The sequence below is a fragment of the Endozoicomonas sp. ALB115 genome (assembly GCF_049310245.1).
Taxonomy (GTDB): domain Bacteria; phylum Pseudomonadota; class Gammaproteobacteria; order Pseudomonadales; family Endozoicomonadaceae; genus Endozoicomonas.
Map to the genome: position 1 here is coordinate 34786 of NZ_JBLYZG010000021.1, position 21910 is coordinate 56695.

Genomic DNA, 21910 nt, shown 5'->3' on the forward strand with positions numbered 1-21910 from the left:
CTTTCCCATTCCAAACTTTTCAAATATCCTGACATCTATTATTTGTGGTCGAACTTATGATGAAGAGTATCATGGCGATCATCATAGAAAGTATCGTGGAGAACCAACATTGACCGCCCCCTTTACCCCTTCGGAAATATGGTATCTGATCAGCAGGATTCCGAAAGGCTGTGTGGTAACCTATGGCCAACTGGCAGATATGGCAGGAGCCCCCGGTTATGCGCGCGTTGTGGGCAATATCCTGAAACAGCTGCCCGCCGGGACCGACCTTCCCTGGCACCGGGTTATTAACGGCAAAGGTCAGATTTCATTCCCTGATGGGTCGAGTCGATACAGCCTGCAAAAACAACGTTTGGAGCAGGAGGGAGTGACAATTTCATCCGGAAAAATCAACCTGAAAGCGCATCAATGGCATGGAGAGTAAATACATGGATGGAGCGTCGGAAGATATTGCCCTGGCCGTCGAAATTATTCGCCAGCTGGAAAACCTGAATTATCCGGAAGAAAATATTCTCAAGGCGATGGTTCACATCTGTCAGGATACACTGAACAAACTACCCAACGACGGAACCCGGGAATTTTGGCGGCAGAGACTGATTGCCGAACTCCTGGACTCATCAAACGACACACCGGCTGAAACCCATTAACAGGATGTTGCAAAAGGCTGAATAGCCTTTTGCAACACACTCTCTGTCTCAGGAACAGCTACCCTCTTCAGAATACGTTTTAGTTACCGCCTCATGACGTTCCAGCAATCGCCCTACATACGACACTAACCATAAAACCGGCAGCCCCAGCAGCGCTGAGCCAATAAAGAAGACCGGATAATCCAGGGAATCCACAAAGGTGCCTGAATAACCGGCCAACAGCTTGGGCAGCAACGTCATCAGCGAACTGAAAATAGCGTACTGCATGGCCGTAAAGGCCCGGTTGGTCAGGCTGGATAAAAAGGCAATAAACGCGGCGGACGACATGCCACCACTGAGATTATCTGCCGCAATCACCAGGCTTAAATAGAGGCTGGATGGATCAAGATTGGCCAGAAACGCAAACAGCACATTCGACAATGCCGCCAGCAATGCACCTACCCAGAGAATTCGCAACACACCGAAGCGAATGGCTAACACTCCGCCCAAAAAGCCACCGGCAATGGTCATGACCAAGCCAAAGGTTTTGGTAATGGTAGCGATTTGCTCTTTGGTGTAGCCCATATCGTTGTAGAACACATTAGATATGGTACCCATAACAATATCAGCAATACGGTAGGTACCTACCAATAGCAATATATAGATAGCTACTTTGCCATAACGCTCAAAGAAGTCAGCAAAAGGTGCGATGTAAGTTTCCTTTACCATTGCTCTGGGTGCCAGATGAACTTTCACCAGCAACCAGGCTGTAACCCCAGCAGCTGCCACACTGCCTGCAAATCGACCGGCACCGGCCAGAAATCCGGCGATGGGCGTAGACAGCCCGGTCTCCACCAAAAAGGTTTTCAGAGCACCAAAGGCATCAGCCAGCGGAGTAAAAGAGATAACAAATACGGTCGCCGCCAGGGCAAAGAGCAACAGAAAGCGAAGATAATCAACAGTGCTGTGTACCGACTCGGAAGTACGATCAACATCCGGCTCAGCAACCATCAGAGTGGTAACCACCCCAATCAGCATAAACACGGCCATACAGCGATAGGCCCAGGCCCAGGCCAGATAGTCGTAATTGCCTTCGTCCGTCATGGTAAACCAGCTGGCCAGTGCCAGGGTGCCAGCACCGGCCACCAGCATACCCACTCGATACCCGGCAATGTAAGCAGAGGACATCATGGCCTGCAGGTCATCATCCGCCGCTTCTATTCGATAGGCATCAATAACGATATCCTGTGTGGCCGAGGAAAAGCCAAGCATTACCGCACCACAGGCTATCCAGAACAGACCTTCAGCAGGGTTATGGGCCGCCATAAACAACAGCGCGGCAATAACCGAGGCCTGGGATAACAATAACCATGACCGACGACGCCCAAGCAAATCATGCAGAACCGGCAGTGGAATGCGGTCAACCAGCGGTGCCCAGACAAACTTGAAGGAATAACCTAACGCTGCCCAGCTGAAAAAAGTGACAGCACTGCGTTCTACCCCAGCCTCACGAAGCCAGAGGGAAAGGCTACTGAAAATCAACAGAATGGGCAGGCCTGCTGAAAAACCAAGAAAAAGAAGTGCAATCACCCGACGATTAAAAAAGCTTTTCCAAGCGTCACCCCAATTCTTCGAAGAATCTGCTGCCAGCCCCATGCAATATGCTCCATCGCAAATATGAAATTCTACAGCGCCATGCTTCTTGTAATAGACGTTCTATTTTAAAAAAGAAGATATCAGCTTAGCCGAGAAATAAAAAACCGTTTCCATCATCCAATGAAAACGGTTTTCTGTGTCACAAACAGTCAATCAATCTCTGAAATTATTGTACTGCAACGGCATGTCCAGATCGGCTTCCCGCAAAAAGGCAATCACAGTCTGCAAATCGTCCCTTTTCTTGCCGGTCACCCGAACCTGATCGCCCTGGATGGCGGCCTGAACCTTCAGCTTGGCATCCTTGATCATTTTCACGATCTTTTTGGCAATATCCTTTTCCAGCCCCTGCCGAACCACCACTTCCTGCTTGACCTGTTTGCCAGAACCGTAGTGGTCTTTTACTTCAAGGCATTTAACATCAATACCCCGTTTGACCATCTTGGTTTTCAACATTTCTACCATTTGAACCAGCTGAAAGTCGGCATCGGTGGTCATAACGATCTGTTTTTCGCCACTTTTCTCAAAGCTGGCAGCAACGCCCCGAAAGTCAAAGCGGGTAGTCAGTTCACGGTTTGCCTGGTCAACAGCGTTGGCCAGCTCATGCATATCCACTTCAGAGACAATGTCAAATGAAGGCATAGCGAATGATCTCCTTGAGAAATCGAAAGAAACAATTAACAACTATTGTATCCATGATTGTATTGGAAAGACCATGGAGAAAATCAATACACCAGTGACAAGGTTCAGGTGAATATGCAGGATCAGATCCTTTTGACGGAAACTACTGATCTTTGCCCTTAAGCCTGAAGCCAATTTTTACCGTCACCTGCCAATGGGCAATTTTGCCATCCTCGATATGGCCTCGTTGCTCCACCACTTCAAACCAGCCCATATGCTCCAGGGTCATGCCAGCGGCGGCGATGGCATTTTGAATAGCATCATCACTACTGACCGTTGAGCTGCCTACCAGTTCAGTCATTTTATAGGTATGACTCATTGTCTATCTCCCACTCTTGTTTAGAAAAGCTGTAAAACACCAGCTGTTTGAGTATAGGCAGCAAATGGTAGACTCGGCGTATCTTCATTCGCTGATGGACTTTAGAGATTAATGGACAATGATCCCTGGTATATTCTGGGCGCAGGTAGCATCGGTTGCCTTTGGGCTGCCAGCCTTTTCCATAAGGGGGAAAGCCCCCGACTGATCCTGAGAGAAAGCAGTTATCAGCAATTTAACAAGAAACGCATTTCACTTAAGTTATCAACGCCAGACCAGACCTCTCGATTTGCTGTCGATATCGTCTCGCCAGAAACCATCGACAGCACCATCAACCGTCTGATTGTCTGCACCAAGGCGCAGGACTCACTGTCTGCACTGAACAGCGTAAAGCCACATCTGGCGGATAACTGCCAAATACTGTTGCTGCAAAATGGCATGGGGAGCCAGCAGACCATCAGGGACGCTTTACCAACACAATCGATTTGGGCAGGCTCCAGTACCGATGGAGCTTATCTGTCAGCCCCTTTTGAGGTACATCACGCTGGCCAGGGTCAGACCTGGATTGGCCTTCTCCGCAATCAGCAACGATCCGAACAGGGCTTTCATGAGCTTTGCGACAATTTCAGATTAAAGGTCAACCACTGCGATTTCATTGAGCAGAAGTTATGGGAAAAGCTGGCCATTAACAGTTGTATCAACGGCCTCACGGCATTGTTCGACTGCCGTAATGGCGAGCTGCTGGATAATGGTGAAAAGCAGGTCTGGCTGGACCAATTAATTACCGAGACCAGTGCCGTTCTGGCTGCGCTGGGGATCCCAGCCACCGCACTCAAAGACAGCGTGTACGGTGTCTGCCAGATCACTGCCAGCAATCTATCATCAACCTGCCAGGACGCACGTAAGGGAAGAGCCACGGAACTGGCCTATATCAACGGTTTTCTGATCCAACAGGCCAACTCCCTGGGAGTCACCGTCAACAGCCATCACCAACTGATGGACCAGTTAAATGCTACAGGCGTCAAAACAGACCAGCCTGCAACGGCTTCTCCTTTGTGTATATAATCCTCGCCAAAGAACACCAGTAACCTCCGGAATGACCATGAAAGTATCCTATACACTGCCTGAAAACCTGAGCCCGGTTGTGCGAGACCAGCTTCACGGTGCCGTAGAAACCAATGTTCGCCAGGCATTAGCTGAAGATATAGGTTCCGGAGACATTACCGCTGCCCTGATTCCAAAAACCCAACAATCTGTCGCCAGAATTATCTGTCGAGACCCTGCCATCATCTGTGGACGCCCCTGGTTTGACGAGGTCTTCCGTCAGATTGATTCCAATGTCCAGCTGGAATGGCATATTGAAGAAGGTGAACGGGTTGAGCCGAACCAGGTGCTGGTAGTTCTGAAAGGTCCTGCCCAAAGCCTTCTGACTGGCGAAAGGGCCGCGATGAATTTTCTGCAGACCCTCTCCGGCACCGCAACCCGCTGCCAGCGCTATGCTAGTCTGGTCAGTAGTACCAGCGTCAAATTGCTGGATACCCGCAAGACCCTGCCGGGCCTGCGGATTGCCCAGAAATACGCCGTCGCTGCCGGAGGCTGCCACAACCACCGAATCGGACTCTTTGATGCCTTTTTAATTAAGGAAAATCATATTGCCCCCTGTGGCGGCATTGCTCAGGCGGTCGGCAAAGCTCACGAAATAGCCCCCGGCAAACCGGTAGAGATCGAAGTGGAAAGCATGGAAGAATTCAATATTGCCCGAGAGGCTGGAGCCGATATCATCATGCTCGATAACTTCCCGTTGGCCCTGTTAGCCGAAACCGTCCGGTTGAACCGGGAACTCCCCGGAAAAGCCCCAAAACTGGAAGCATCCGGTGGTATTAATGATCAGACGCTGTTGCCCATTGCCGAAACCGGAGTCGACTTTATCTCTATTGGCACACTAACCAAAGACTGCCAGTCTGTGGATCTGTCCATGCGGATCGTCGAGCAGCTTTAAAACACACGGAGGCAGCCTTGAGCAACAACACTATGAACAAAAAAATTCTGGTAACCGGGGGCGCTGGCTATATTGGCAGCCACACTTGCGTCGAACTCCTCAACGATGGTTATGACATCATTGTGCTGGATAACCTCAGTAACAGCAGTGAGGAATCTCTGAAGCGGGTTCAGGAGATCACTGGTAAGACACTGAAGTTTGTCAAAGGGGATATTCGCGACCATGAGCTGTTGCACTCACTGTTCAGCAACCATGAGATATCCTCTGTTATTCATTTTGCCGGTCTGAAAGCCGTTGGCGAATCCGTCTCCATGCCCCTGGCTTACTACGATAACAATGTGCATGGAACACTGGTGTTGCTGGAAGCCATGAAACAGGCCAAGGTCAAAACCCTGGTGTTCAGCTCTTCTGCCACGGTATATGGCGACCCTGCCAGCCTCCCCATCAGCGAGGACTTCCCGACCTCGGCCACCAACCCTTATGGTCGTTCGAAGTTGATGATAGAAGAAATCCTTCAGGACCTTCAGGTGTCGGACAATAGCTGGCGAATTGCCTTGCTGCGCTACTTTAACCCGGTTGGTGCTCACCCTTCCGGTAGAATCGGTGAAGACCCGAATGATATTCCCAACAACCTGATGCCTTATATCTCTCAGGTTGCCATTGGCAAGCTGGACAAGCTCAGTGTCTTCGGTAACGACTACCCAACCCACGACGGAACCGGAGTCAGGGACTATATCCATGTGGTTGACCTCGCTATTGGCCACGTGCGTGCTATCGAAAAGCTGCAGAAAACTGAGGGAATCCATGCCTGGAACCTGGGGGTTGGTAAAGGCTACAGCGTGCTGGAAATGGTCACCGCTTTTGAACAGGCATCACGACAGCCAGTCCCTTACCAGATCGCCCCGAGACGCTCCGGTGATATTGCCGCCTGTTATGCCAATCCGGACAAAGCCTTGAGTGAACTGGGCTGGAAAGCGGAAAAAGGGTTGGAAGATATGGTGTCTGATAGCTGGCGCTGGCAGTCGGCGAATCCAAACGGTTATCACAGTTAACCAGCTTTGGGGCTGCTGAAAAGCTAAAAGAAGGGGTACCACTCGCCTTTTCATGCTTTAATCGAAGCATGAAAAAAACAATATCGCTCCTGTGGATAATCTTTCTTCTACCAGCGTGGGCAGATGACTGCCCACAGTGGGATCAGGGAGAAGCCACTGAGCAGATCAGCAGTCTATCGGATGAAGTGGCTTACCATGATGAACTGTACTTCAACCAGAACGCCCCGATTATCAGCGATGGTGAATACGACGACTTGCTTGCCAGGCTGAAATACTGGCAAGCGTGCTTCCCTTCCATTGCAACAGAGAAATCCCTTAACCAAACTCCTCACAATAAATACACAATTCACCATCAGGCTCCAATGGGCAGCTTGAAGAAAGCGCAGTCTGCAGAAGAAGTAAAACGCTTTTTACAGCGAATAGCTGACAGTGGTGTTTTGGTACAGCCGAAGATTGATGGCGTTGCGGTGGAGCTGGTGTATAAAAACGGGCTGTTAATTCAAGCTTCCACCCGGGGAAATGGCGAAGCTGGAGTCGATATCCTCAATCATATCCGGCAGATGCCACTGATCCCAAAAACACTGGTTAATGATGAAATAAACCAACTCATTCTTCATGGAGAGCTATTCGCACGGCTTGATATTATTTCTCCATTAATTCTTAAGCCGTATGCCAGTGCCCGACACCTGGTTGCCGGTCAGCTCAATCGGTCTGATCCAGACACAGAAGCCGTAAAAGCCTTTGATTTTTTCCCATGGCAGTGGGTAAACAGCCCGTTTAATAGCGGTTTACAGTCAATAACCGCTTTAGCGGGCATGGGCTTTCCTCTGGCCCTGGAGCATACCCACAAAACAACATCCTACCCTGAAATCAAACAGCGCCTTGAGCATTACGCAACCATCAAAAAACCCGTATTTTTAATGGATGGAATTGTGATTAAGGCCGACAGCAAAACTTTCAAAAAGCAGCTGGGCTGGACAGGTGATACACCAGCCTGGGCCATGGCATGGAAGTTTCCACCAGCAACCACCACATCAAAAGTGGAGGCGATTGAATTTACCATTGGGCGAACCGGCAATATCACACCCGTGGTTCATATTAAGCCCGTACTGTTCAAAAACAGAACCCTCTCAACCCTTTCACTGGGCACTGTTCAGAATCTGGAAAAGAAAGCGATTGCCGTGGGGGATCAAATCAGTATCAAGCTCAAAGGGAGTGCCATAACGGTCTTTGGTAAGGTGTTGTTTCGTCCGGCAAACAGGGTAAGCCCGAAACTCCCGGATACAAGCCGCTATACGCCTTTTACCTGCCTCTCTATGACACCGGGTTGTGAACAACAGTTTGTCGCTCGCCTGATATGGCTAACCGGTAAGCAGGGGCTTGATATTGCAGCTATCAGCAAGCCAGCTATTCATCAATGGGTTCAAACGGGAACAATCCAGACAATGGTGGACATTCTGCAGCTGACACCCCATTCACTGCAATCGGCAGGGGTGCATCCGCAGGATATCCAGCAATATTTCGAATCCATTCGACGGCCGAAAAGCCTGGAGCAACAGATCCGTGCGCTGAGTATTCCAGGCATCGGGAAAAGCAATGCCCGCGAGTTGGCTGGGTGTATAACGGATTTACGAGGATTGTTATCCCGGCAGATTTCAGATAAGTGCCCAACGATTGGCAGTAAACGGATGGAAGATTTACAGGACTATGTGAACAGGAAGCAAGTTAGAGAGTTGATTGAGTTTCTGGATAAGCTTGGTAGTCGGGAAACCGGGTAAAAGCACAGTATCCCCCCAAGAGTCTCATTACTATGCTCTGCGTGGGAATGCATACCAATGCTGGCCGAATGTTCAGCCGTTGTTTTTATAGAGTTTGTGTTGAATTGCTTTCAAGCCTTGGGGCTTGTTTGAGAGCGGGAGCTACCGGTGTTTGCGGTTGGCATTCCCACGCAGAGCGTGGGAACGAAGCAACGAGGCAAGCGTTATTCTCCAAAAGTACCGTCAGATTTACCGCTCCATTGCTTGGACTTCGCAACGGCATCCGTAGCACAAAGATTATTTGCCGTTGTATCTCCACCATTTTGGCAAGACATCTTCCAGTTACCACCGGTAGCATCCGACTGGAAAATCAGAGTTTGTTCATCAAATGAACTCCCTGGCGTCACTATCAGCTCTGCATAAGTATTGTTTATATATTTACCAGTGGACACTCTGGTGCCATCCACCGAGGGTACACCGCTACCAGCAGCTCCAGGTTGACAGGATTGAATGGTAGCTGTCTGTGCGCAAATCGCTACAGCTGTCTGAAATGCTTTCACTTCGCTCAGTGCTGCCTGAGCCGTTGAGTTCCTGGTATACGCTTGATACTGTGGAATCGCTACCGATGCCAAAATACCAATGATCGCCACAACGATCATCAATTCAATCAGGGTAAAACCCGACATCTTACGGATTTCCGACATCCTTGTTTTCATAATTTTTTCCTCGACCAATGAGTTTTTTGACAGCGCGCTGAAGTCCATTGCTCAATCTGTCGGCACCGTCCTGCAGCCCTTTAAACAGGATAGTTAAGTGCAGTAATGGTGCAGGGCTACCTACTCACAAACCCGGTGGCAGCAAAACCCTGCAGGTCGTTTTGCCGACAGGGCAAATTCACCATAAACACGACATATCCCGTTGATTAGAATAATAAAACCACTAAACACGGCTTTTTATAGAGTGAAACCATCCATACCGCTTATCGTGCAGTAATCCCAGCCATGCTTCTTTTGACAGATCAGCTACTTTTTTTTGCCATTCGTCCGATAGCCAAAGTAATGACGCTATTTATTCAAGAACGGTTCAAAAAGGCATGGCTATGCAAAATAAAACCCTGGTAAATAACCAATTAGGCTCATGGCTGGCACGGATTGGTATTGCATTCATCATTGCTCTGTCAGCCTTTATCACTGGCTTTATCAGTCTGCAGTTCTTTTATCAGCAGAAAGTTGACAGCTATTTCTCAAACTTGGATATCAACAGTCTCTCAACCGATAAGTCTGCACTGATTATCCGAACCAAAGATCACTGGATTACCACCACCGGCCAGCACCGGGAAACCTACAGGCCGCTATTAGCGAAAGAGCTGGGCAATTATAAAAGTCATCAATATGTTGGCTGGTTTTCCAGTTTTAGCGACTGGCTGGGCAGCAATGACGGGCTACCATTTACGCTGCTTTATGAAGTTGAGTATGAGCATGGCGTAAGCGAAGAAACCTTTCTCTTCAAGGGGCTGTTGTCAACAAAGCTTGTTGCGAGACAGGTAAGGATTAATTAACTATTCATGTGTTTTGACAAGTTCCAGAACAAAAACTCCAAAATAGACATAGATAACGCAAATTGGTTTCGTGCACAGGTCGATCCCCGAAGGGAGCCGACTCGTGAATGGGTTAACCAGATGTTGAGCATTTAGCCACCTGCACAAACTAAGAGTGACTTGGCAGCAGCTCTGCTGGCATATAAACGCTCAACTCACCACTGGCCACCAGCTCGGATGCCTTCTGGATATCAGGAAAGAAATACCGGTCCTGATCATAAAACGGTATATCCTTTCTCACTGTTTTCATCACCCGCTGCAACGTTTCCGAGGTTTTGCAGGGTTTCCTCATATCCACTCCCTGTGCCGCCGCCAGCAATTCGATACCCACAATAGACGCCGTATTACTGTTCATCTCCCGTAAACGACGGGCACCATAAGTTGCCATGGAGACATGGTCTTCCTGGTTGGCAGAAGTGGGCAGACTATCGGCAACCGAAGGATGACAGAGGCAACGATTTTCACTGGCCAGAGCAGCCGCCGTGTTATGGGCAATCATAAACCCGGAATTGACGCCACTGTTCTTCACCAGAAATGGTGGCAATCCGCTCAGGTGTTGATCCACCAGCAATGCAATGCGGCGTTCACTGATGGCACCGATTTCTGCAATGGCCAGAGCCAATGCTTCGGCAGCCATGCCGGTTGGCTCGGCGTGAAAGTTGCCACCGGAAAGTATTTCATTCTGTTCAGCAAAGACCAGGGGGTTATCGGTAACGCCATTGGCTTCCACTGCAAGCAGGCCGGCGGCATAACGCACCTGCTCCAGACAGGCTCCCATCACCTGGGGCTGGCATCTCAGTGAGTAGGGATCCTGAACCTTGTCACAATCTATGTGTGCCTGCTCAATGTCACTGTGATCCAGCATGGTGCGGTAGGCATGAGCAATATCAATTTGCCCTTGCAACCCCCGCGCCTCGTGAATGCGAGGATCAAAAGGACGACGGCTGGCCATGGCTGCTTCAATGGAGAGGCTCCCGGCGATGATGGCTGATGCCATTAAATCTTCCGCACCAAACAGTCCCTGCAAGGCAAAGGCCGTACTGGCCTGGGTACCATTCAACAGTGCCAGTCCTTCCTTCGGTGCCAGCTTCATGGGCTCCATACCGGCGTAGGTCAGGGCTTCCATGGCCGTCAACTGCTGACCATCCACCAGGGCATGACCTTCACCCAGCAATAAACAGCTCATGTGAGCCAGTGGCGCAAGATCACCACTGGCCCCGACTGACCCCTTCTCGGGGACACAGGGGTAAACCCCCAGGTTAATCAGTTGAATCAGTGCTTCAATCAATTCCAGCCTCACTCCCGACAATCCCCGGGCAAGGCTGTTGATTTTTAATACCATCATCAGGCGGACAGTGCTTTCATCCATAAATTGTCCGACACCTGTCGAATGAGAAAGCACGATACTCCTTTGCAAATCCTCCAGCTCCTGATCCGGAATCCGGGTATTGGCCAGCAGACCAAAACCGGTATTGATACCATACACAACCCGATTTTCTGCCAGCGCATGATTCACGCAGGCCACACTTTTATGAATGGCTTCATAACAGTCCGGGGTCAGCTTGATCTGAACCTCGTGACGACTAACCCTGTGCAGGTCACTCAGCGATAATTTTCCGGGGTAAATCACTAACTCATTCATACCTTTGCCCTCCCGACTGCATGGGCAGGTCCAGACTATTGTCCTGTGCGCACTCACGGGCAATGTCATACCCTGCATCGGCATGGCGCATGACCCCGGTTCCCGGGTCATTCCACAGCACTCTGCCCAATTTTTCCCGGGCTTCATCGGTACCATCCGCGACAATCACCACACCGGAATGCTGGCTGTAACCAATCCCTACACCACCACCATGATGGAGACTCACCCAGGTTGCCCCCGAGGCAGTGTTCAACAGGGCATTCAGCAGCGGCCAGTCAGAGACAGCGTCACTGCCATCCTGCATCCCTTCGGTTTCCCGGTTAGGGCTGGCAACCGAGCCGGAATCCAGATGATCACGACCAATCACCACGGGCGCACTCAGCTCACCACTGGCCACCATATCGTTAAAGGCCTGCCCAAGGCGGGCCCGGTCTTGCAAACCCACCCAGCAGATGCGGGCTGGCAGACCCTGGAAAGCGATGCGCTCTCTGGCCATATCCAGCCAGTTATGAAGGTGTGCATCGTCGGGAATCAGCTCTTTGACTTTCTGGTCAGTCTTGTAGATATCTTCAGGGTCACCGGACAGGGCTGCCCAGCGGAAAGGACCAATACCCTGGCAAAAGAGTGGACGAATATAAGCGGGCACAAAACCGGGGAAGTCAAACGCGTTTTCAACCCCGACCTCTTTCGCCATCTGTCTTATATTGTTGCCGTAATCAACAGTTGCCGCCCCCCGCTTCTGCAGCTCCAGCATGGCCCTCACCTGCACAGCCATAGATTCTCGTGCAGCACGGGTAACCGCCGCTTCATCCGCCTGACGACGTTCGCAGGCCTGAGACAATGTCCACCCTTTGGGCAAATAGCCATTCAATGGGTCATGGGCTGATGTCTGATCCGTCACCACATCCGGCGTAATATTGCGTTCAACCAGCTCGGGGAATATATCCGCCGCATTCGCCAGCAAGCCCACCGAAATCGCCTTGCCTGCCGATTTGGCCTGTTCAATCATCGCCAGCGCTTCATCCAGCGTCGCTGCTTTTTTATCCAGGTAACGGGTTTTCAGGCGAAAGTCGATTCGGGACTCATCCACTTCACAGGCCAGCATGGAAAAACCGGCCATGGTCGCAGCCAGAGGCTGTGCCCCCCCCATGCCGCCAAGACCACCGGTGAGAATCCACTTGCCCGAAGCATCCCCCTGGAAGTGGGTTTTGGCCATGGCCACAAAGGTTTCGTAGGTACCCTGCACAATGCCCTGGGAACCAATGTAGATCCATGAGCCTGCGGTCATCTGGCCATACATCATCAGCCCTTGTTTATCCAACTCATGGAAGTACTCCCAGTTTGCCCAATAAGGCACAATGTTCGAGTTGGCAATCAACACCCGGGGAGCACCGGGGTGGGTCTTGAATACCCCGACCGGTTTTCCGGACTGAACCAGCAATGTTTCATCGGTTTGCAGACGTTGCAGAGTGGCCACTATCTGGTCGTAGCAAGCCCAATCCCGGGCAGCCCGGCCAATACCGCCATAAACCACCAGCTGTTCAGGATGCTCTGCCACCTCCGGATCCAGATTATTCATCAACATACGCAGAGGGGCTTCAACCTGCCAGCTGCAGGTATTCAGCTCAGAACCTCTGGGAGCCCGAATGATTCGGTCCGGATCAAATCGCTGATGGCCTTTACTGCCGGTTTTACCAACGGGTTCTTTACCACCGGCTATAAGCATCTTCTCCTGTTCACTTGCCATATTCACCGTCCTCTACGTTACGCTGCTTTATTGTGGAACTGTCACCTGCACAATCGTTGTTATTGCCCCGGGAGGCTGTCGGTGTTACTCCTGTGATCCGACTTGTCGGCAGGTCATCAGGAAAACTGTAAATGGTCTCCCAGGCGGTATCGGTCACCGGGGTGCATCAGCCTGGCCAGACTGACGACACCGTGCCGACACCAGCTTCTTCTCGTGATTCTCAGACAGGGAGCACCGGCTTCCATAGCCAGAGCTTCGGCCACTTCTTTTGAAGGCAATACTGCTTCCACGACATGTGTCGCTTCTGTAAGCGCTGCAACCCCGGTCAGATAAACATTGGGCGTTTCCCTTGAAAAATCCTGTTTCAGGTAATCCGGAGCAAACCGCGGGTTAATATGACGTTCTTCCCATTGCAGTGGCAGGCCATTTTCGTAGTGAATAATAATGGAATGAAAAACGCTCGCTGACTCCGGTAACTCAAGGGAAACCGCAATGGCCTCGGACGCCTGTTCTTCAGACAGAAGCAATACCCGGTTGCTGTAACCATGCCCTCGCCCCCTGATCTCGTCGGCAATATTTTTTACTGTCAGTATTGACGATTGTGGCTCGATAGGAGCCACAAACGTACCCAACCCTTGCTGGCGCATCAGTACGCCCGATGCCGTCAGCTCCTGCAGCGCCTTTCTGGCGGTCATCCGGCTTACCGAAAACTGCTGGCAGAGCTCATTCTCAGAAGGCACCTTGCGGGATTCTGTCCACTCACCGCACTCAATCTTGTCAAGAATATAGTGCTTAATCTGCTGATAACGGGGTAACAGGCTCTGATTCATAATTTATTTGTGCCAATTGGAGCTTTTCAGACGTTCCGGCGATCCCGGGGATCCTGAGTTTGATTATATTATCTTATTGTATATAGTTGTATATACAACAAGATAATGCAAATTGTACGATTTCGCTAAAAAATTCAAGGATTTTCTCGAGGTTAGAGTGAACAACGTTACCAGTGATCAGTGCAGTATTTGTCTGGGAGAATATGATGATGTTCCCACACACTATCGGGCTTTAATGAGTTGTGGACATACTTTTGGACGCTCATGCATCGTCCAGTGGGGAGAGCGAAAACTGAACTGCCCTTTATGCCGACATGCATATTTTCCCTTTGAAGTAGACAGGGCAGGTGACTGGAGCATTATAGACAGGGTATTGTCTCGTCGGAGTATTGTCGCAATTTCTTTATCGACGTTATTTGCTTATAACTCGATTACCTTCGAGGACAATGCCAGAATACTTTCACTGGCTATGGAGTTACGCTCCTTCTTTTCCTTTGCAAAATTTCTTGATCTGTTGATCGGAGTCGCTTTTATCCGACCCAACAACAATAACCCCGTTGACTTCCCCAGAATGGCCAGTGAGTTGTTGAGGCAGGAAGTGGACGCTATTCTTGCCCTGATTGTGGAAGTACTCCTTGGCATTGCACTTGGTAATATGATCGCCGCCTTACTCAGAAGATAATTTCACACGGCTCTTTTCCCAAGAATGGATATGGGAACCGATTACTTCATTAATCGAGTATCGTTTGAACTTTTCTGGCAAGTATTTATTTTGACGTTCATGCATTATCTAAAGGAGACAACAAATGCTGATTACTCCTGAAGCTGTGGCTCATCATTCAGTCAACCAATAACGGCCTAACACCATGAACAACAGTAACGCTGATCCATCACTGACCGCCTGTGACCTATTCATTCGGAATATTCACCTTGCCACCATGGACCCGGCCCGCACTGCCACCTGCCCCTATCACAGCGTCAGCCAGGGTGCCGTGCTGGTGCAGGACGGCAAGATTGCCTGGGCAGGAGCAGAGTCAGAATTACCGCCAGGTAGCAATGCGAAAGAGACCATCGATGGACAAGGACACTGGCTAACACCCGGCCTGATCGACTGCCACACCCACCTGGTCTATGCCGGCGACCGCTCCAGAGAGTTTGAACAGCGGCTTGAAGGCGTCAGCTATGAAACCATCGCCAAACAGGGAGGTGGCATTCTCTCCACCGTCAAAGCCACCCGGGCAGCCACGGCTGAAGAACTGGTTGACGACTCCCGCCCACGACTTGAGGCATTACTGGCTGAAGGGGTGACCACACTGGAAATCAAATCCGGCTACGGCCTGGATACGGAAACCGAAACCAAAATGCTCCGGGCCGCAAGTCTGTTGGCCAGTGAGTACCCTGTCACTGTCGTTCGAACTTTTCTGGGTGCCCACGCTTTGCCGCCGGAATACAAAAACCGGGCTGACGATTACATTGAACACGTTTGCACTGAAATGATGCCTGCGGTGGCCAGAGAACAGTTGGCCGATGCCGTGGATGTGTTCTGTGAAAACATTGCTTTTTCACCGGAACAGACTGAACGGGTATTTAAAGCAGCCAAAGCCCATGGGATGAACATCAAACTCCATGGCGAGCAACTCTCTGACAGCGGCGGCACCCAACTGGCGGTAAAATATCAGGCGCTATCCGTGGACCATCTGGAATACCTCAGCCAGTCCGGTATTGAAGCGTTAAAAAACAGCAACACGGTAGCCACTCTGTTGCCGGGAGCCTTCTACTTTCTTCGGGAAACCAAGTTGCCACCTATTGAAGCATTAAGAAAAGCTGGCGTTCCCATTGCCATTGCTAGCGATCTGAACCCTGGTACCTCCCCTTTCGCATCTATACGACTGATGATGAATATGGCCTGTACCCTGTTTCGTATGACGCCTTCCGAGGCACTGGCCGGTTGTACCCGCCATGCGGCACAGGCACTGGGTCTGCAAGAAAAAACTGGCCGAATCAGAGCAGGACTGGATGCCGACCTGTTACTCTGGCCTGTCAGCCATCCAGCCTCTCTGGTGGCCGGGCTCACGGGCATCTCCCCTTCCCTGATCATAAAAAGTGGCCAAATTGTGCAATCAACCATCTCCAGAAACCCACCATTCTCCTGGTCTGGCCGCATCGATCAGGAAACCGATCCACAGGCTGCACAGCGCTGGCACCAGAAAGTTCGCCCTTATGCACCGGGGGGCGAACCAGGAGCTGCTTTACTGGGGTTTGAGTCTGATGAAGGCGTCCGGAGAAATCAGGGCCGACCCGGGGCCGCCAAAGGGCCCGACCATATTCGACAGGCACTGACCAACCTTCCCTGGAATCGCACTGCCCCGGTTTGGGATGCAGGCAACCTTCACTGCCATGGCACCAACCTTGAACAGGCACAACAGGACTATGCCGGGCAGATGTGCCAACTATTAGACAATGATCAATTAGTGATTGGTTTGGGAGGAGGCCATGAAATTGGCTGGGCTTCTTACCAGGGACTGATGATGCATCTGGAAAAACAGAGGCAGGGTAAAGACCCGATCAATGTCGGCATTATCAATTTTGATGCCCACTTTGACCTCCGTTTACCCGAAGCGGGTCCCAGCTCAGGAACGCCATTCTGGCAGGCTTCTGAATACGCCCGAGAGCACCGTATCCCGTTTAACTACCTTTGTTTTGGCATCAGTGCAAGCAGTAACACTCAGGCGCTTTTTAATCGAGCTGATCAGCTGGGTGTCGCCTATCGACTCGATAAAGAAATGACACTGCTGAACCTGCCATCGTTACAGCAAGATCTCCAACAGTTTATCGACCGGGTGGATCATATTTATCTGACCATCGACATTGACGCCTTCCCTGCCGCCCTGGCCCCCGGCGTCAGCGCACCCGCTGCCAGAGGCATTCCACCGGAGGTTGTCGAACCTTTGCTGGATATCATCAAACATTGCGGCAAGCTGAAACTCTTTGATATCGCTGAAACCTGCCCGAAACATGATATCGATGCACACACGGCCCGACTGGCAGCACGGTTAATTCATCAGCTGGCTGGACAAACCCGGTAGATTATTCAGAATGCATCAGCAAACCATATATACGCTCATCAGGGGATTGAGGAAAATTAAAAAAATGGTTCGAGGTATGTAAAATACCGCTCCTTTTTGCAATTGCTCGGTCAGCGGATCAAGGTTCTCAGCGAAGTATTCCAGCGTGTCGTTCAATCATCTGGTTTCTTCGGTAAATACTGTTCTCAGTCTTAGCGTTTTACAGGCAGATTGATTGTCATTTTATCAGAGCTCAAGCAATGAACCCTGGACAGCATCACCGCTTTGATCTGCCCTCTCACCGTCAATCAACAGCTCCCCTTCCTGGTCACCCTGCCCATCCAGAACACGGTAGAGCAGAGAATAAGCGACCCGCCATTGTCTTTCAGCCACCTGCAGGGAGACTGATTTAGTATTCAGACGAAGGACATGACCAAAATGTTCTTCCCCATGCTTATCTTTAAAACCCAGCAGATCTCCCACAGCAATGGCATGGCGACTCAGGCCTTGTTGAGCTTCATGATTAACGCGGGCATCGGCACCTTCAAGATTGAGCATGTAGTAGGGCACCGTCCAGCGTTTGCCATCAGAAAAATCCAGTACCAGTGCCCGCTTTTGCCTAAGCTGCAACACCTCGCAGTCACGCAGCGAGTTGCTGTTTCGATCAAAGTAGCTCAGCTTTTGTCCAACGGTCAGCGCCGCCTTGATCCGGCCAATACGCTCTGACGACTCTAGCTCACGATCAATCATGGCATTCAGCCGGAACAGATCAAAGGTGCTGGCCTGATTCAGGGCTTCCAGCAATTGGGCATAATCCATGGTTGGTTTGGCGGGGGAGTTACTGTTATTCATTAGTAGTCAGTACCATGATTTAGTTATGGATGTTTGATCCCAAAGGCAGAACAAATTGATGGCCGGTTACCGGTGCCTCAACCACTGCCCGTGGTTGGTTTTCTTTGCATAGCATTGTTGCATTTATGCCGACGTCTGGTCACAGGCTTTTCGTCTGTCCAGCATTATAGTCATAAGTCGAAGACCAGCGAGTTTTGCAGAGAGTTCGCCTGCCTTTCAACCCCTGTCAGGAATACATCGATTAAATAAGCCTTATTTTTTCTGCATATAATTTTTGAATTCCCAAACGAGGGGCGTTTGAACGGCTAATTGGATTTACCGTGTTCCATGCTGATATAGCCAAATCACCTAACTCGTTTTTTGTGAGCCTCTCTATATCGTGCTAACATTTGTACTCACAGCAATAAGGAAACCACGATGGAAACAAGAATACAATTTCGAGTCGATGAGGAAACAAAACGCCTGGCTCAAAAAATGGCTGAAAGTCAGGGGCGCACTATCAGTGATGCATGCCGGGAGTTTACGGAGCAACTGGCCGAACAACAGCGCAAGTTATCCTCCCACGATCAATGGCTAACCCAACAAGTCAACCAGGCATTTGAGAAACTGGACTCTGGAGCAGCGGATTTTGTTGAACACGATAAAGCCAAAGACGAGATGGCTAAGCGCAAAGCAAAAATTCGCAACAGAGGCAGTCAGTGATGGTTTTATGGGAAGAAGAGTCTCTGAATGATCGTGAAAAGATCTTTGAGTTTCTTTATGATTTTAATCCTGAAGCCGCAGAAAAGACTGATCTGATCATTGAAACGAAAGTTGAAAACTTATTAGAACAACCGCTTATGGGGGTTCAGCGTGAAGGCATCCGTGGCAGATTGCTGATCATTCCGGAAGTATCCATGATTGTTTCATACTGGGTGGATGGGAAAGATATTCGTGTAATGCGAGTTCTTCATCAGAAACAAAAATTCCCAAAAAAGAAAAAGGGCGTAAACTTTTGAATTTACGCCCTTTAATCTGCCTGACTCTGCCTGTGTCGGCCTGAGTCAGTTTTGGTGGTTGGTGGAGGCGGCGGGACTTGAACCCGCGTCCGCCAGCTCTACGCCTTCGGCTCTACATGCTTAGTTTCCGTTATTAAGTTAACGCAGAACGACCCAACGGTCAGGGTGACACTGCGCGATCCTGTGGATTTAACCCACCGGTTCCAGGAAGACCGATGTGGCGATTCTATTTTCGGTAACGATCAATTTCCACCCAACAGACAAGACAGAGTGATCGGGAGAAAGCTGTTATTAGGCAGCCATTGCTCCGTTGAAGCTATTATCGTTAGCAACTATACGTTTGTAGCGTTTTGATTTACGAGAGCCGCTACGCCCTCGACATGCACCTTGGGTTTCGTAACCGTCGTCGAATCCTGATCGCCCCCAGTAACAAAACTCTGTCGTATTTATGCCAAAAGTGGATAGCAAATGCAACTGTGTTTAGTACATAAGTATTTTTACACTGCAAAAAATACCATTGTCGTTAAATTTTCCTGAGAAAGACTATAAGCACCTTCTGTATGAAGTACTGAGCCGGGAAACCCATCGCCAGCTGTTTTTATTCACTGTACAGGCACTGCTCAGAAACAAGTCCCGAATTCAATAGCCAGGTGAATTGCATTAAGAAAAAGGAGTAAGCGGCACACAGTGAAACCGTGTGCCAGGGGTTATCAGCCGCGGTGCATAACCCGCTGCTTTTCAATATTCCACTCACGCTCTTTAGTGGCTGCACGCTTATCAAACTCTTTTTTACCCCGGGCAAGGGCAATCTGGCATTTGATCAGATGGCCTTTCCAGTAGAGTTTGGTGGCGATGCAGGCGTGGCCTTTTTGCTGGGTTACCGAGAACAGGTTAGCCAGTTCTCTGCGGTGCAGCAGCAGTTTACGGTCACGCAGAGGGTCTGCCACAACATGGGTGGACGCGGTGATCAGCGGTGTGATCTGGGCACCAATCAACCAGGCTTCGCCATCTTTGAGCAGGACGTAACTGTCCACCAGCTGGACTTTGCCCTGCCGGAGGCTTTTCACTTCCCAACCGGCGAGGGAAATGCCTGCTTCGAAAGTCTCGTCGATATGAAAATCGTGACGGGCTTTCTTGTTGACGACGATGGATGAGTCGCCCTGTTTGCCTTTCTTTGAACTTTTTGCCATGGCGCGGATTATAGGAGCAGCTAAATGTAAAGTCACTAATTCTGCGGGATCCGGACGGGTTTCGACAATAGCACCGGATCAACGAAGGTTTAGCATAGTGAATATTTCTGCATTTAATAACCTTAATATTCAAAAAACTCTATTTTAACCAATTAGACGGAAAAAACGGTTGAGATGAAGTGCCTGACCGGTACAATAGCGACCAACCTGTGTGATCTTCTCCGCTCTTCCATCAGCATGCTGTTTCATCTGAGGTAGTCTTTATAGCTGATTGTTCGGCTTGGAGGTTTACCGGGATTGTGTTGTTCCCGTGAAAATCTCGCGTGGCAATTGTTCAAGAAGCAAGAAGCCGTCTGAAATGCAGCGTTGCTGTTCTGGTTTTTGACAACCGGCCTTATGGATAAAGATGGTCGCAGCTGTATCTTATCCATAAGAATTATTCTGTGTTGTTAGACCTCACCTGCCTTTCAAACAGCCTCTGAGTAAAATAATTCGACTCATTGGGGAACCCATGTCCGGACAAAATCCAACGACATCGAAAAAAACCTGGGCCAACCGCTGGACCTTCCTGCTGGCCGCCGCCGGCTCTGCCATCGGCCTGGGTAATATCTGGAAATTTCCATACATCGCCGGGCAATATGGCGGTGGTGCCTTCGTTATGCTTTATCTGCTGTGCATCGCCGTTATGGGTGTACCTCTATTGATGGCAGAAACGGCCATTGGCCGTCATACCCGCCTGAGCCCCCTGAATGCCATTCGCAAGCTGACCAGTGACCTGGGGGCCAGCAAACTGTGGGGCATTATCGGCTGGATGGGTATGCTGGCGGGCTTCCTGATTCTCTCTTTCTACAGTGTCATCGCTGGCTGGTCCCTTTCTTATGCCTGGGACATTGTGACCGGGGCCTTCAGCGGCATGAACACCGATCAGGTGGGTGATGCTTTTGGTGGGCTGGTGTCATCGGCACCACGTCAGATCTTCTGGCACACCGTCTTTATGGTGATCACCCTGGTGATTACCGCCCGAGGTATCCATAAAGGTCTTGAGAAAGGCCTGCAGGTGATGATGCCCGCCCTGTTCGCCTTGCTGCTGATCATGCTGGGCTACAGCATGCTGGAAACCGGACAGTTTATGCGCGGTTTTGACTTTATGTTCTCCGTGGATTTCTCCAAAGTTACCGGTGAAGCGTTTGTTGCTGCACTGGGTCAGGCGTTCTTTACCCTGAGTCTGGGCATGTGCTGCCTGATGGCTTACGGCGCTTATATGCCCGCCAATAACTCCATTCCAAGAACCGCCATTAACGTTGCCGCTCTGGATACCCTGATGGCAATTATCTCCGGCCTGATTGTCTTCCCGATCGTATTTGCCTATGGTCTGGAGCCCTCTGCCGGACCCGGCCTGCTGTTTGTCTCCCTGACGGCCGCCTTTGTGCACATGCCGATGGGTGAGCTGTTTGGCTTCCTGTTCTTTGTTCTGGTGGGTATTGCTGCGCTGAGTTCGGCTATCTCCCTGGTTGAACCGGCACTGGCCTGGCTGATCGAGCGCACACCACTGAGCCGTACCGTCGCGACGGTGATTCTCTGTGCTGCCATCTGGTTTGTTGGCCTGGGCACCGTGTTCTCCATGAGTGGTGACCTGACCTTCACGCTGTTCGGGAAGAACTTCTTCGACCTGCTGGATTACTTCACCAGCAATATCCTGCTGCCTGTGGGTGGTCTGCTGGTCTCCATCTTCGCTGGCTGGATAATGAAGCGTTCAACCTTGGTGCATGAGCTGGGCCTGAGCGTGGGAGTATTCAACCTGTGGCGTGCCATGATCCGTGTGATCGTGCCGCTGTGTGTATTGACGGTGTTGATTACCGCGCTGTTCTAGATCTCAACAGCCCCTGACACTGTCTATTAATCCAA

At 50.4% G+C, this 21910-nt stretch carries 21 protein-coding genes and 1 other RNA gene; 12 read left to right on the forward strand and 10 right to left on the reverse strand.

The features are described from left to right. Positions 1-109 precede the first annotated feature (109 nt). Together ACO6VE_RS11535 and ACO6VE_RS11540 are read left to right on the forward strand one after the other, a co-directional pair. Positions 110-424: an MGMT family protein gene (locus ACO6VE_RS11535; protein WP_101748421.1), complete on the forward strand. Its 315-nt coding sequence runs from the start codon at positions 110-112 to the stop codon at positions 422-424. A gap of 4 nt (positions 425-428) precedes the next feature. After that, positions 429-647 carry a hypothetical protein gene (locus tag ACO6VE_RS11540; protein WP_422450104.1) on the forward strand — a complete coding sequence of 73 codons (219 nt, stop codon included), beginning with the start codon at positions 429-431 and terminating at the stop codon, positions 645-647. 48 nt (positions 648-695) lie between these two features. Here the strand turns inward: ACO6VE_RS11540 and ACO6VE_RS11545 are convergent, their stop codons facing one another. The 3 genes from ACO6VE_RS11545 to ACO6VE_RS11555 form a co-directional block, all read right to left on the reverse strand. After that, a complete protein-coding gene (locus ACO6VE_RS11545; RefSeq protein WP_422461382.1) occupies positions 696-2282 on the reverse strand; it encodes an AmpG family muropeptide MFS transporter in 1587 nt (528 codons plus the stop codon). Positions 2283-2435: 153 nt separating this feature from the next. Beyond that, entirely contained in the window at positions 2436-2921 is a 486-nt protein-coding gene (locus ACO6VE_RS11550) for a YajQ family cyclic di-GMP-binding protein (protein ID WP_101748418.1), read from the reverse strand. Positions 2922-3063: 142 nt separating this feature from the next. Then, entirely contained in the window at positions 3064-3279 is a 216-nt protein-coding gene (locus ACO6VE_RS11555) for a dodecin (RefSeq protein ID WP_101748417.1), read from the reverse strand. A gap of 111 nt (positions 3280-3390) precedes the next feature. Between ACO6VE_RS11555 and ACO6VE_RS11560 the strand changes: the two genes are divergently transcribed. From ACO6VE_RS11560 to ACO6VE_RS11575, 4 genes are all read left to right on the forward strand, one after another. Then, on the forward strand, positions 3391-4341 hold the full coding sequence (locus ACO6VE_RS11560) for a ketopantoate reductase family protein (protein WP_422461384.1): 951 nt from the start codon (positions 3391-3393) through the stop codon (positions 4339-4341). Between the two features lie 37 nt (positions 4342-4378). Next, positions 4379-5275, forward strand: coding sequence for a carboxylating nicotinate-nucleotide diphosphorylase (nadC, locus tag ACO6VE_RS11565; RefSeq protein ID WP_422461386.1), 897 nt, complete (start codon positions 4379-4381; stop codon positions 5273-5275). A gap of 32 nt (positions 5276-5307) precedes the next feature. Further along, complete coding sequence (gene galE / locus ACO6VE_RS11570) at positions 5308-6327, forward strand: UDP-glucose 4-epimerase GalE (protein WP_422461388.1); 1020 nt, start codon at positions 5308-5310, stop codon at positions 6325-6327. A gap of 68 nt (positions 6328-6395) precedes the next feature. Further along, positions 6396-8105, forward strand: coding sequence for a DNA ligase LigA-related protein (locus ACO6VE_RS11575; RefSeq protein WP_422461390.1), 1710 nt, complete (start codon positions 6396-6398; stop codon positions 8103-8105). Positions 8106-8308: 203 nt separating this feature from the next. Here the strand turns inward: ACO6VE_RS11575 and ACO6VE_RS11580 are convergent, their stop codons facing one another. Then, positions 8309-8848 carry a pilin gene (locus ACO6VE_RS11580; RefSeq protein WP_422461392.1) on the reverse strand — a complete coding sequence of 180 codons (540 nt, stop codon included), beginning with the start codon at positions 8846-8848 and terminating at the stop codon, positions 8309-8311. 335 nt (positions 8849-9183) lie between these two features. Between ACO6VE_RS11580 and ACO6VE_RS11585 the strand changes: the two genes are divergently transcribed. After that, on the forward strand, positions 9184-9642 hold the full coding sequence (locus ACO6VE_RS11585) for a hypothetical protein (protein WP_422461394.1): 459 nt from the start codon (positions 9184-9186) through the stop codon (positions 9640-9642). 148 nt (positions 9643-9790) lie between these two features. On the opposite strand, the gene hutH is transcribed toward ACO6VE_RS11585, so the two are convergent. The 3 genes from hutH to hutC all read right to left on the reverse strand — a co-directional run bounded on the left by hutH (position 9791) and on the right by hutC (position 13900). Next, positions 9791-11323, reverse strand: a complete 1533-nt coding sequence (gene hutH / locus ACO6VE_RS11590; protein ID WP_422461396.1) for a histidine ammonia-lyase — start codon at positions 11321-11323, stop codon at positions 9791-9793. Next, positions 11316-13049: a urocanate hydratase gene (gene hutU / locus ACO6VE_RS11595; RefSeq protein ID WP_422461417.1), complete on the reverse strand. Its 1734-nt coding sequence runs from the start codon at positions 13047-13049 to the stop codon at positions 11316-11318. Before hutU ends, hutH begins: the two co-directional genes overlap by 8 nt. 137 nt (positions 13050-13186) lie before the next feature. Then, on the reverse strand, positions 13187-13900 hold the full coding sequence (hutC, locus tag ACO6VE_RS11600) for a histidine utilization repressor (RefSeq protein ID WP_422450095.1): 714 nt from the start codon (positions 13898-13900) through the stop codon (positions 13187-13189). A gap of 157 nt (positions 13901-14057) precedes the next feature. On the opposite strand from hutC, the gene ACO6VE_RS11605 reads away from it, so the two are divergent. Both ACO6VE_RS11605 and hutI read left to right on the forward strand, forming a co-directional pair. Beyond that, positions 14058-14582: an RING finger domain-containing protein gene (locus tag ACO6VE_RS11605; protein ID WP_422450094.1), complete on the forward strand. Its 525-nt coding sequence runs from the start codon at positions 14058-14060 to the stop codon at positions 14580-14582. Between the two features lie 184 nt (positions 14583-14766). Next, complete coding sequence (gene hutI, locus ACO6VE_RS11610) at positions 14767-16986, forward strand: imidazolonepropionase (protein WP_422461398.1); 2220 nt, start codon at positions 14767-14769, stop codon at positions 16984-16986. A gap of 225 nt (positions 16987-17211) precedes the next feature. On the opposite strand, the gene ACO6VE_RS11615 is transcribed toward hutI, so the two are convergent. After that, the gene (locus tag ACO6VE_RS11615) at positions 17212-17817 is read right to left on the reverse strand and encodes a hypothetical protein (protein WP_422450092.1); all 606 of its coding nucleotides are present in this window, start codon (positions 17815-17817) and stop codon (positions 17212-17214) included. 417 nt (positions 17818-18234) lie between these two features. On the opposite strand from ACO6VE_RS11615, the gene ACO6VE_RS11620 reads away from it, so the two are divergent. Together ACO6VE_RS11620 and ACO6VE_RS11625 are read left to right on the forward strand one after the other, a co-directional pair. Then, positions 18235-18519, forward strand: coding sequence for a type II toxin-antitoxin system RelB/DinJ family antitoxin (locus tag ACO6VE_RS11620; RefSeq protein WP_422450091.1), 285 nt, complete (start codon positions 18235-18237; stop codon positions 18517-18519). Next, on the forward strand, positions 18519-18815 hold the full coding sequence (locus ACO6VE_RS11625) for a type II toxin-antitoxin system RelE/ParE family toxin (RefSeq protein ID WP_422450090.1): 297 nt from the start codon (positions 18519-18521) through the stop codon (positions 18813-18815). The genes ACO6VE_RS11620 and ACO6VE_RS11625 overlap by 1 nt, the downstream gene beginning before the upstream one ends. A gap of 59 nt (positions 18816-18874) precedes the next feature. On the opposite strand, the gene ssrA is transcribed toward ACO6VE_RS11625, so the two are convergent. Both ssrA and smpB read right to left on the reverse strand, forming a co-directional pair. Then, positions 18875-19240: a transfer-messenger RNA gene (ssrA, locus tag ACO6VE_RS11630) on the reverse strand. Between the two features lie 285 nt (positions 19241-19525). After that, positions 19526-20005: an SsrA-binding protein SmpB gene (smpB, locus tag ACO6VE_RS11635; RefSeq protein WP_101745079.1), complete on the reverse strand. Its 480-nt coding sequence runs from the start codon at positions 20003-20005 to the stop codon at positions 19526-19528. Positions 20006-20516: 511 nt separating this feature from the next. On the opposite strand from smpB, the gene ACO6VE_RS11640 reads away from it, so the two are divergent. Continuing rightward, entirely contained in the window at positions 20517-21875 is a 1359-nt protein-coding gene (locus ACO6VE_RS11640; protein WP_422450089.1) for a sodium-dependent transporter, read from the forward strand. Positions 21876-21910 lie beyond the last annotated feature (35 nt).

Bases quoted from the DNA above. Each gene is read 5' to 3' on its own strand.
- ACO6VE_RS11540 (WP_422450104.1), top strand. From the start codon at position 429: ATGGATGGAGCGTCGGAAGATATTGCCCTGGCCGTCGAAATTATTCGC.
- ACO6VE_RS11545 (WP_422461382.1), bottom strand. From the start codon at position 2,282: ATGGGGCTGGCAGCAGATTCTTCGAAGAATTGGGGTGACGCTTGGAAA.
- ACO6VE_RS11550 (WP_101748418.1), bottom strand. From the start codon at position 2,921: ATGCCTTCATTTGACATTGTCTCTGAAGTGGATATGCATGAGCTGGCC.
- ACO6VE_RS11555 (WP_101748417.1), bottom strand. From the start codon at position 3,279: ATGAGTCATACCTATAAAATGACTGAACTGGTAGGCAGCTCAACGGTC.
- ACO6VE_RS11560 (WP_422461384.1), top strand. From the start codon at position 3,391: ATGGACAATGATCCCTGGTATATTCTGGGCGCAGGTAGCATCGGTTGC.
- nadC (WP_422461386.1), top strand. From the start codon at position 4,379: ATGAAAGTATCCTATACACTGCCTGAAAACCTGAGCCCGGTTGTGCGA.
- galE (WP_422461388.1), top strand. From the start codon at position 5,308: ATGAACAAAAAAATTCTGGTAACCGGGGGCGCTGGCTATATTGGCAGC.
- ACO6VE_RS11575 (WP_422461390.1), top strand. From the start codon at position 6,396: ATGAAAAAAACAATATCGCTCCTGTGGATAATCTTTCTTCTACCAGCG.
- ACO6VE_RS11580 (WP_422461392.1), bottom strand. From the start codon at position 8,848: ATGGACTTCAGCGCGCTGTCAAAAAACTCATTGGTCGAGGAAAAAATT.
- ACO6VE_RS11585 (WP_422461394.1), top strand. From the start codon at position 9,184: ATGCAAAATAAAACCCTGGTAAATAACCAATTAGGCTCATGGCTGGCA.
- hutH (WP_422461396.1), bottom strand. From the start codon at position 11,323: ATGAATGAGTTAGTGATTTACCCCGGAAAATTATCGCTGAGTGACCTG.
- hutU (WP_422461417.1), bottom strand. From the start codon at position 13,049: ATGCTTATAGCCGGTGGTAAAGAACCCGTTGGTAAAACCGGCAGTAAA.
- hutC (WP_422450095.1), bottom strand. From the start codon at position 13,900: ATGAATCAGAGCCTGTTACCCCGTTATCAGCAGATTAAGCACTATATT.
- hutI (WP_422461398.1), top strand. From the start codon at position 14,767: ATGAACAACAGTAACGCTGATCCATCACTGACCGCCTGTGACCTATTC.
- ACO6VE_RS11615 (WP_422450092.1), bottom strand. From the start codon at position 17,817: ATGAATAACAGTAACTCCCCCGCCAAACCAACCATGGATTATGCCCAA.
- ACO6VE_RS11620 (WP_422450091.1), top strand. From the start codon at position 18,235: ATGGAAACAAGAATACAATTTCGAGTCGATGAGGAAACAAAACGCCTG.
- ACO6VE_RS11625 (WP_422450090.1), top strand. From the start codon at position 18,519: ATGGTTTTATGGGAAGAAGAGTCTCTGAATGATCGTGAAAAGATCTTT.
- smpB (WP_101745079.1), bottom strand. From the start codon at position 20,005: ATGGCAAAAAGTTCAAAGAAAGGCAAACAGGGCGACTCATCCATCGTC.
- ACO6VE_RS11640 (WP_422450089.1), top strand. From the start codon at position 20,517: ATGTCCGGACAAAATCCAACGACATCGAAAAAAACCTGGGCCAACCGC.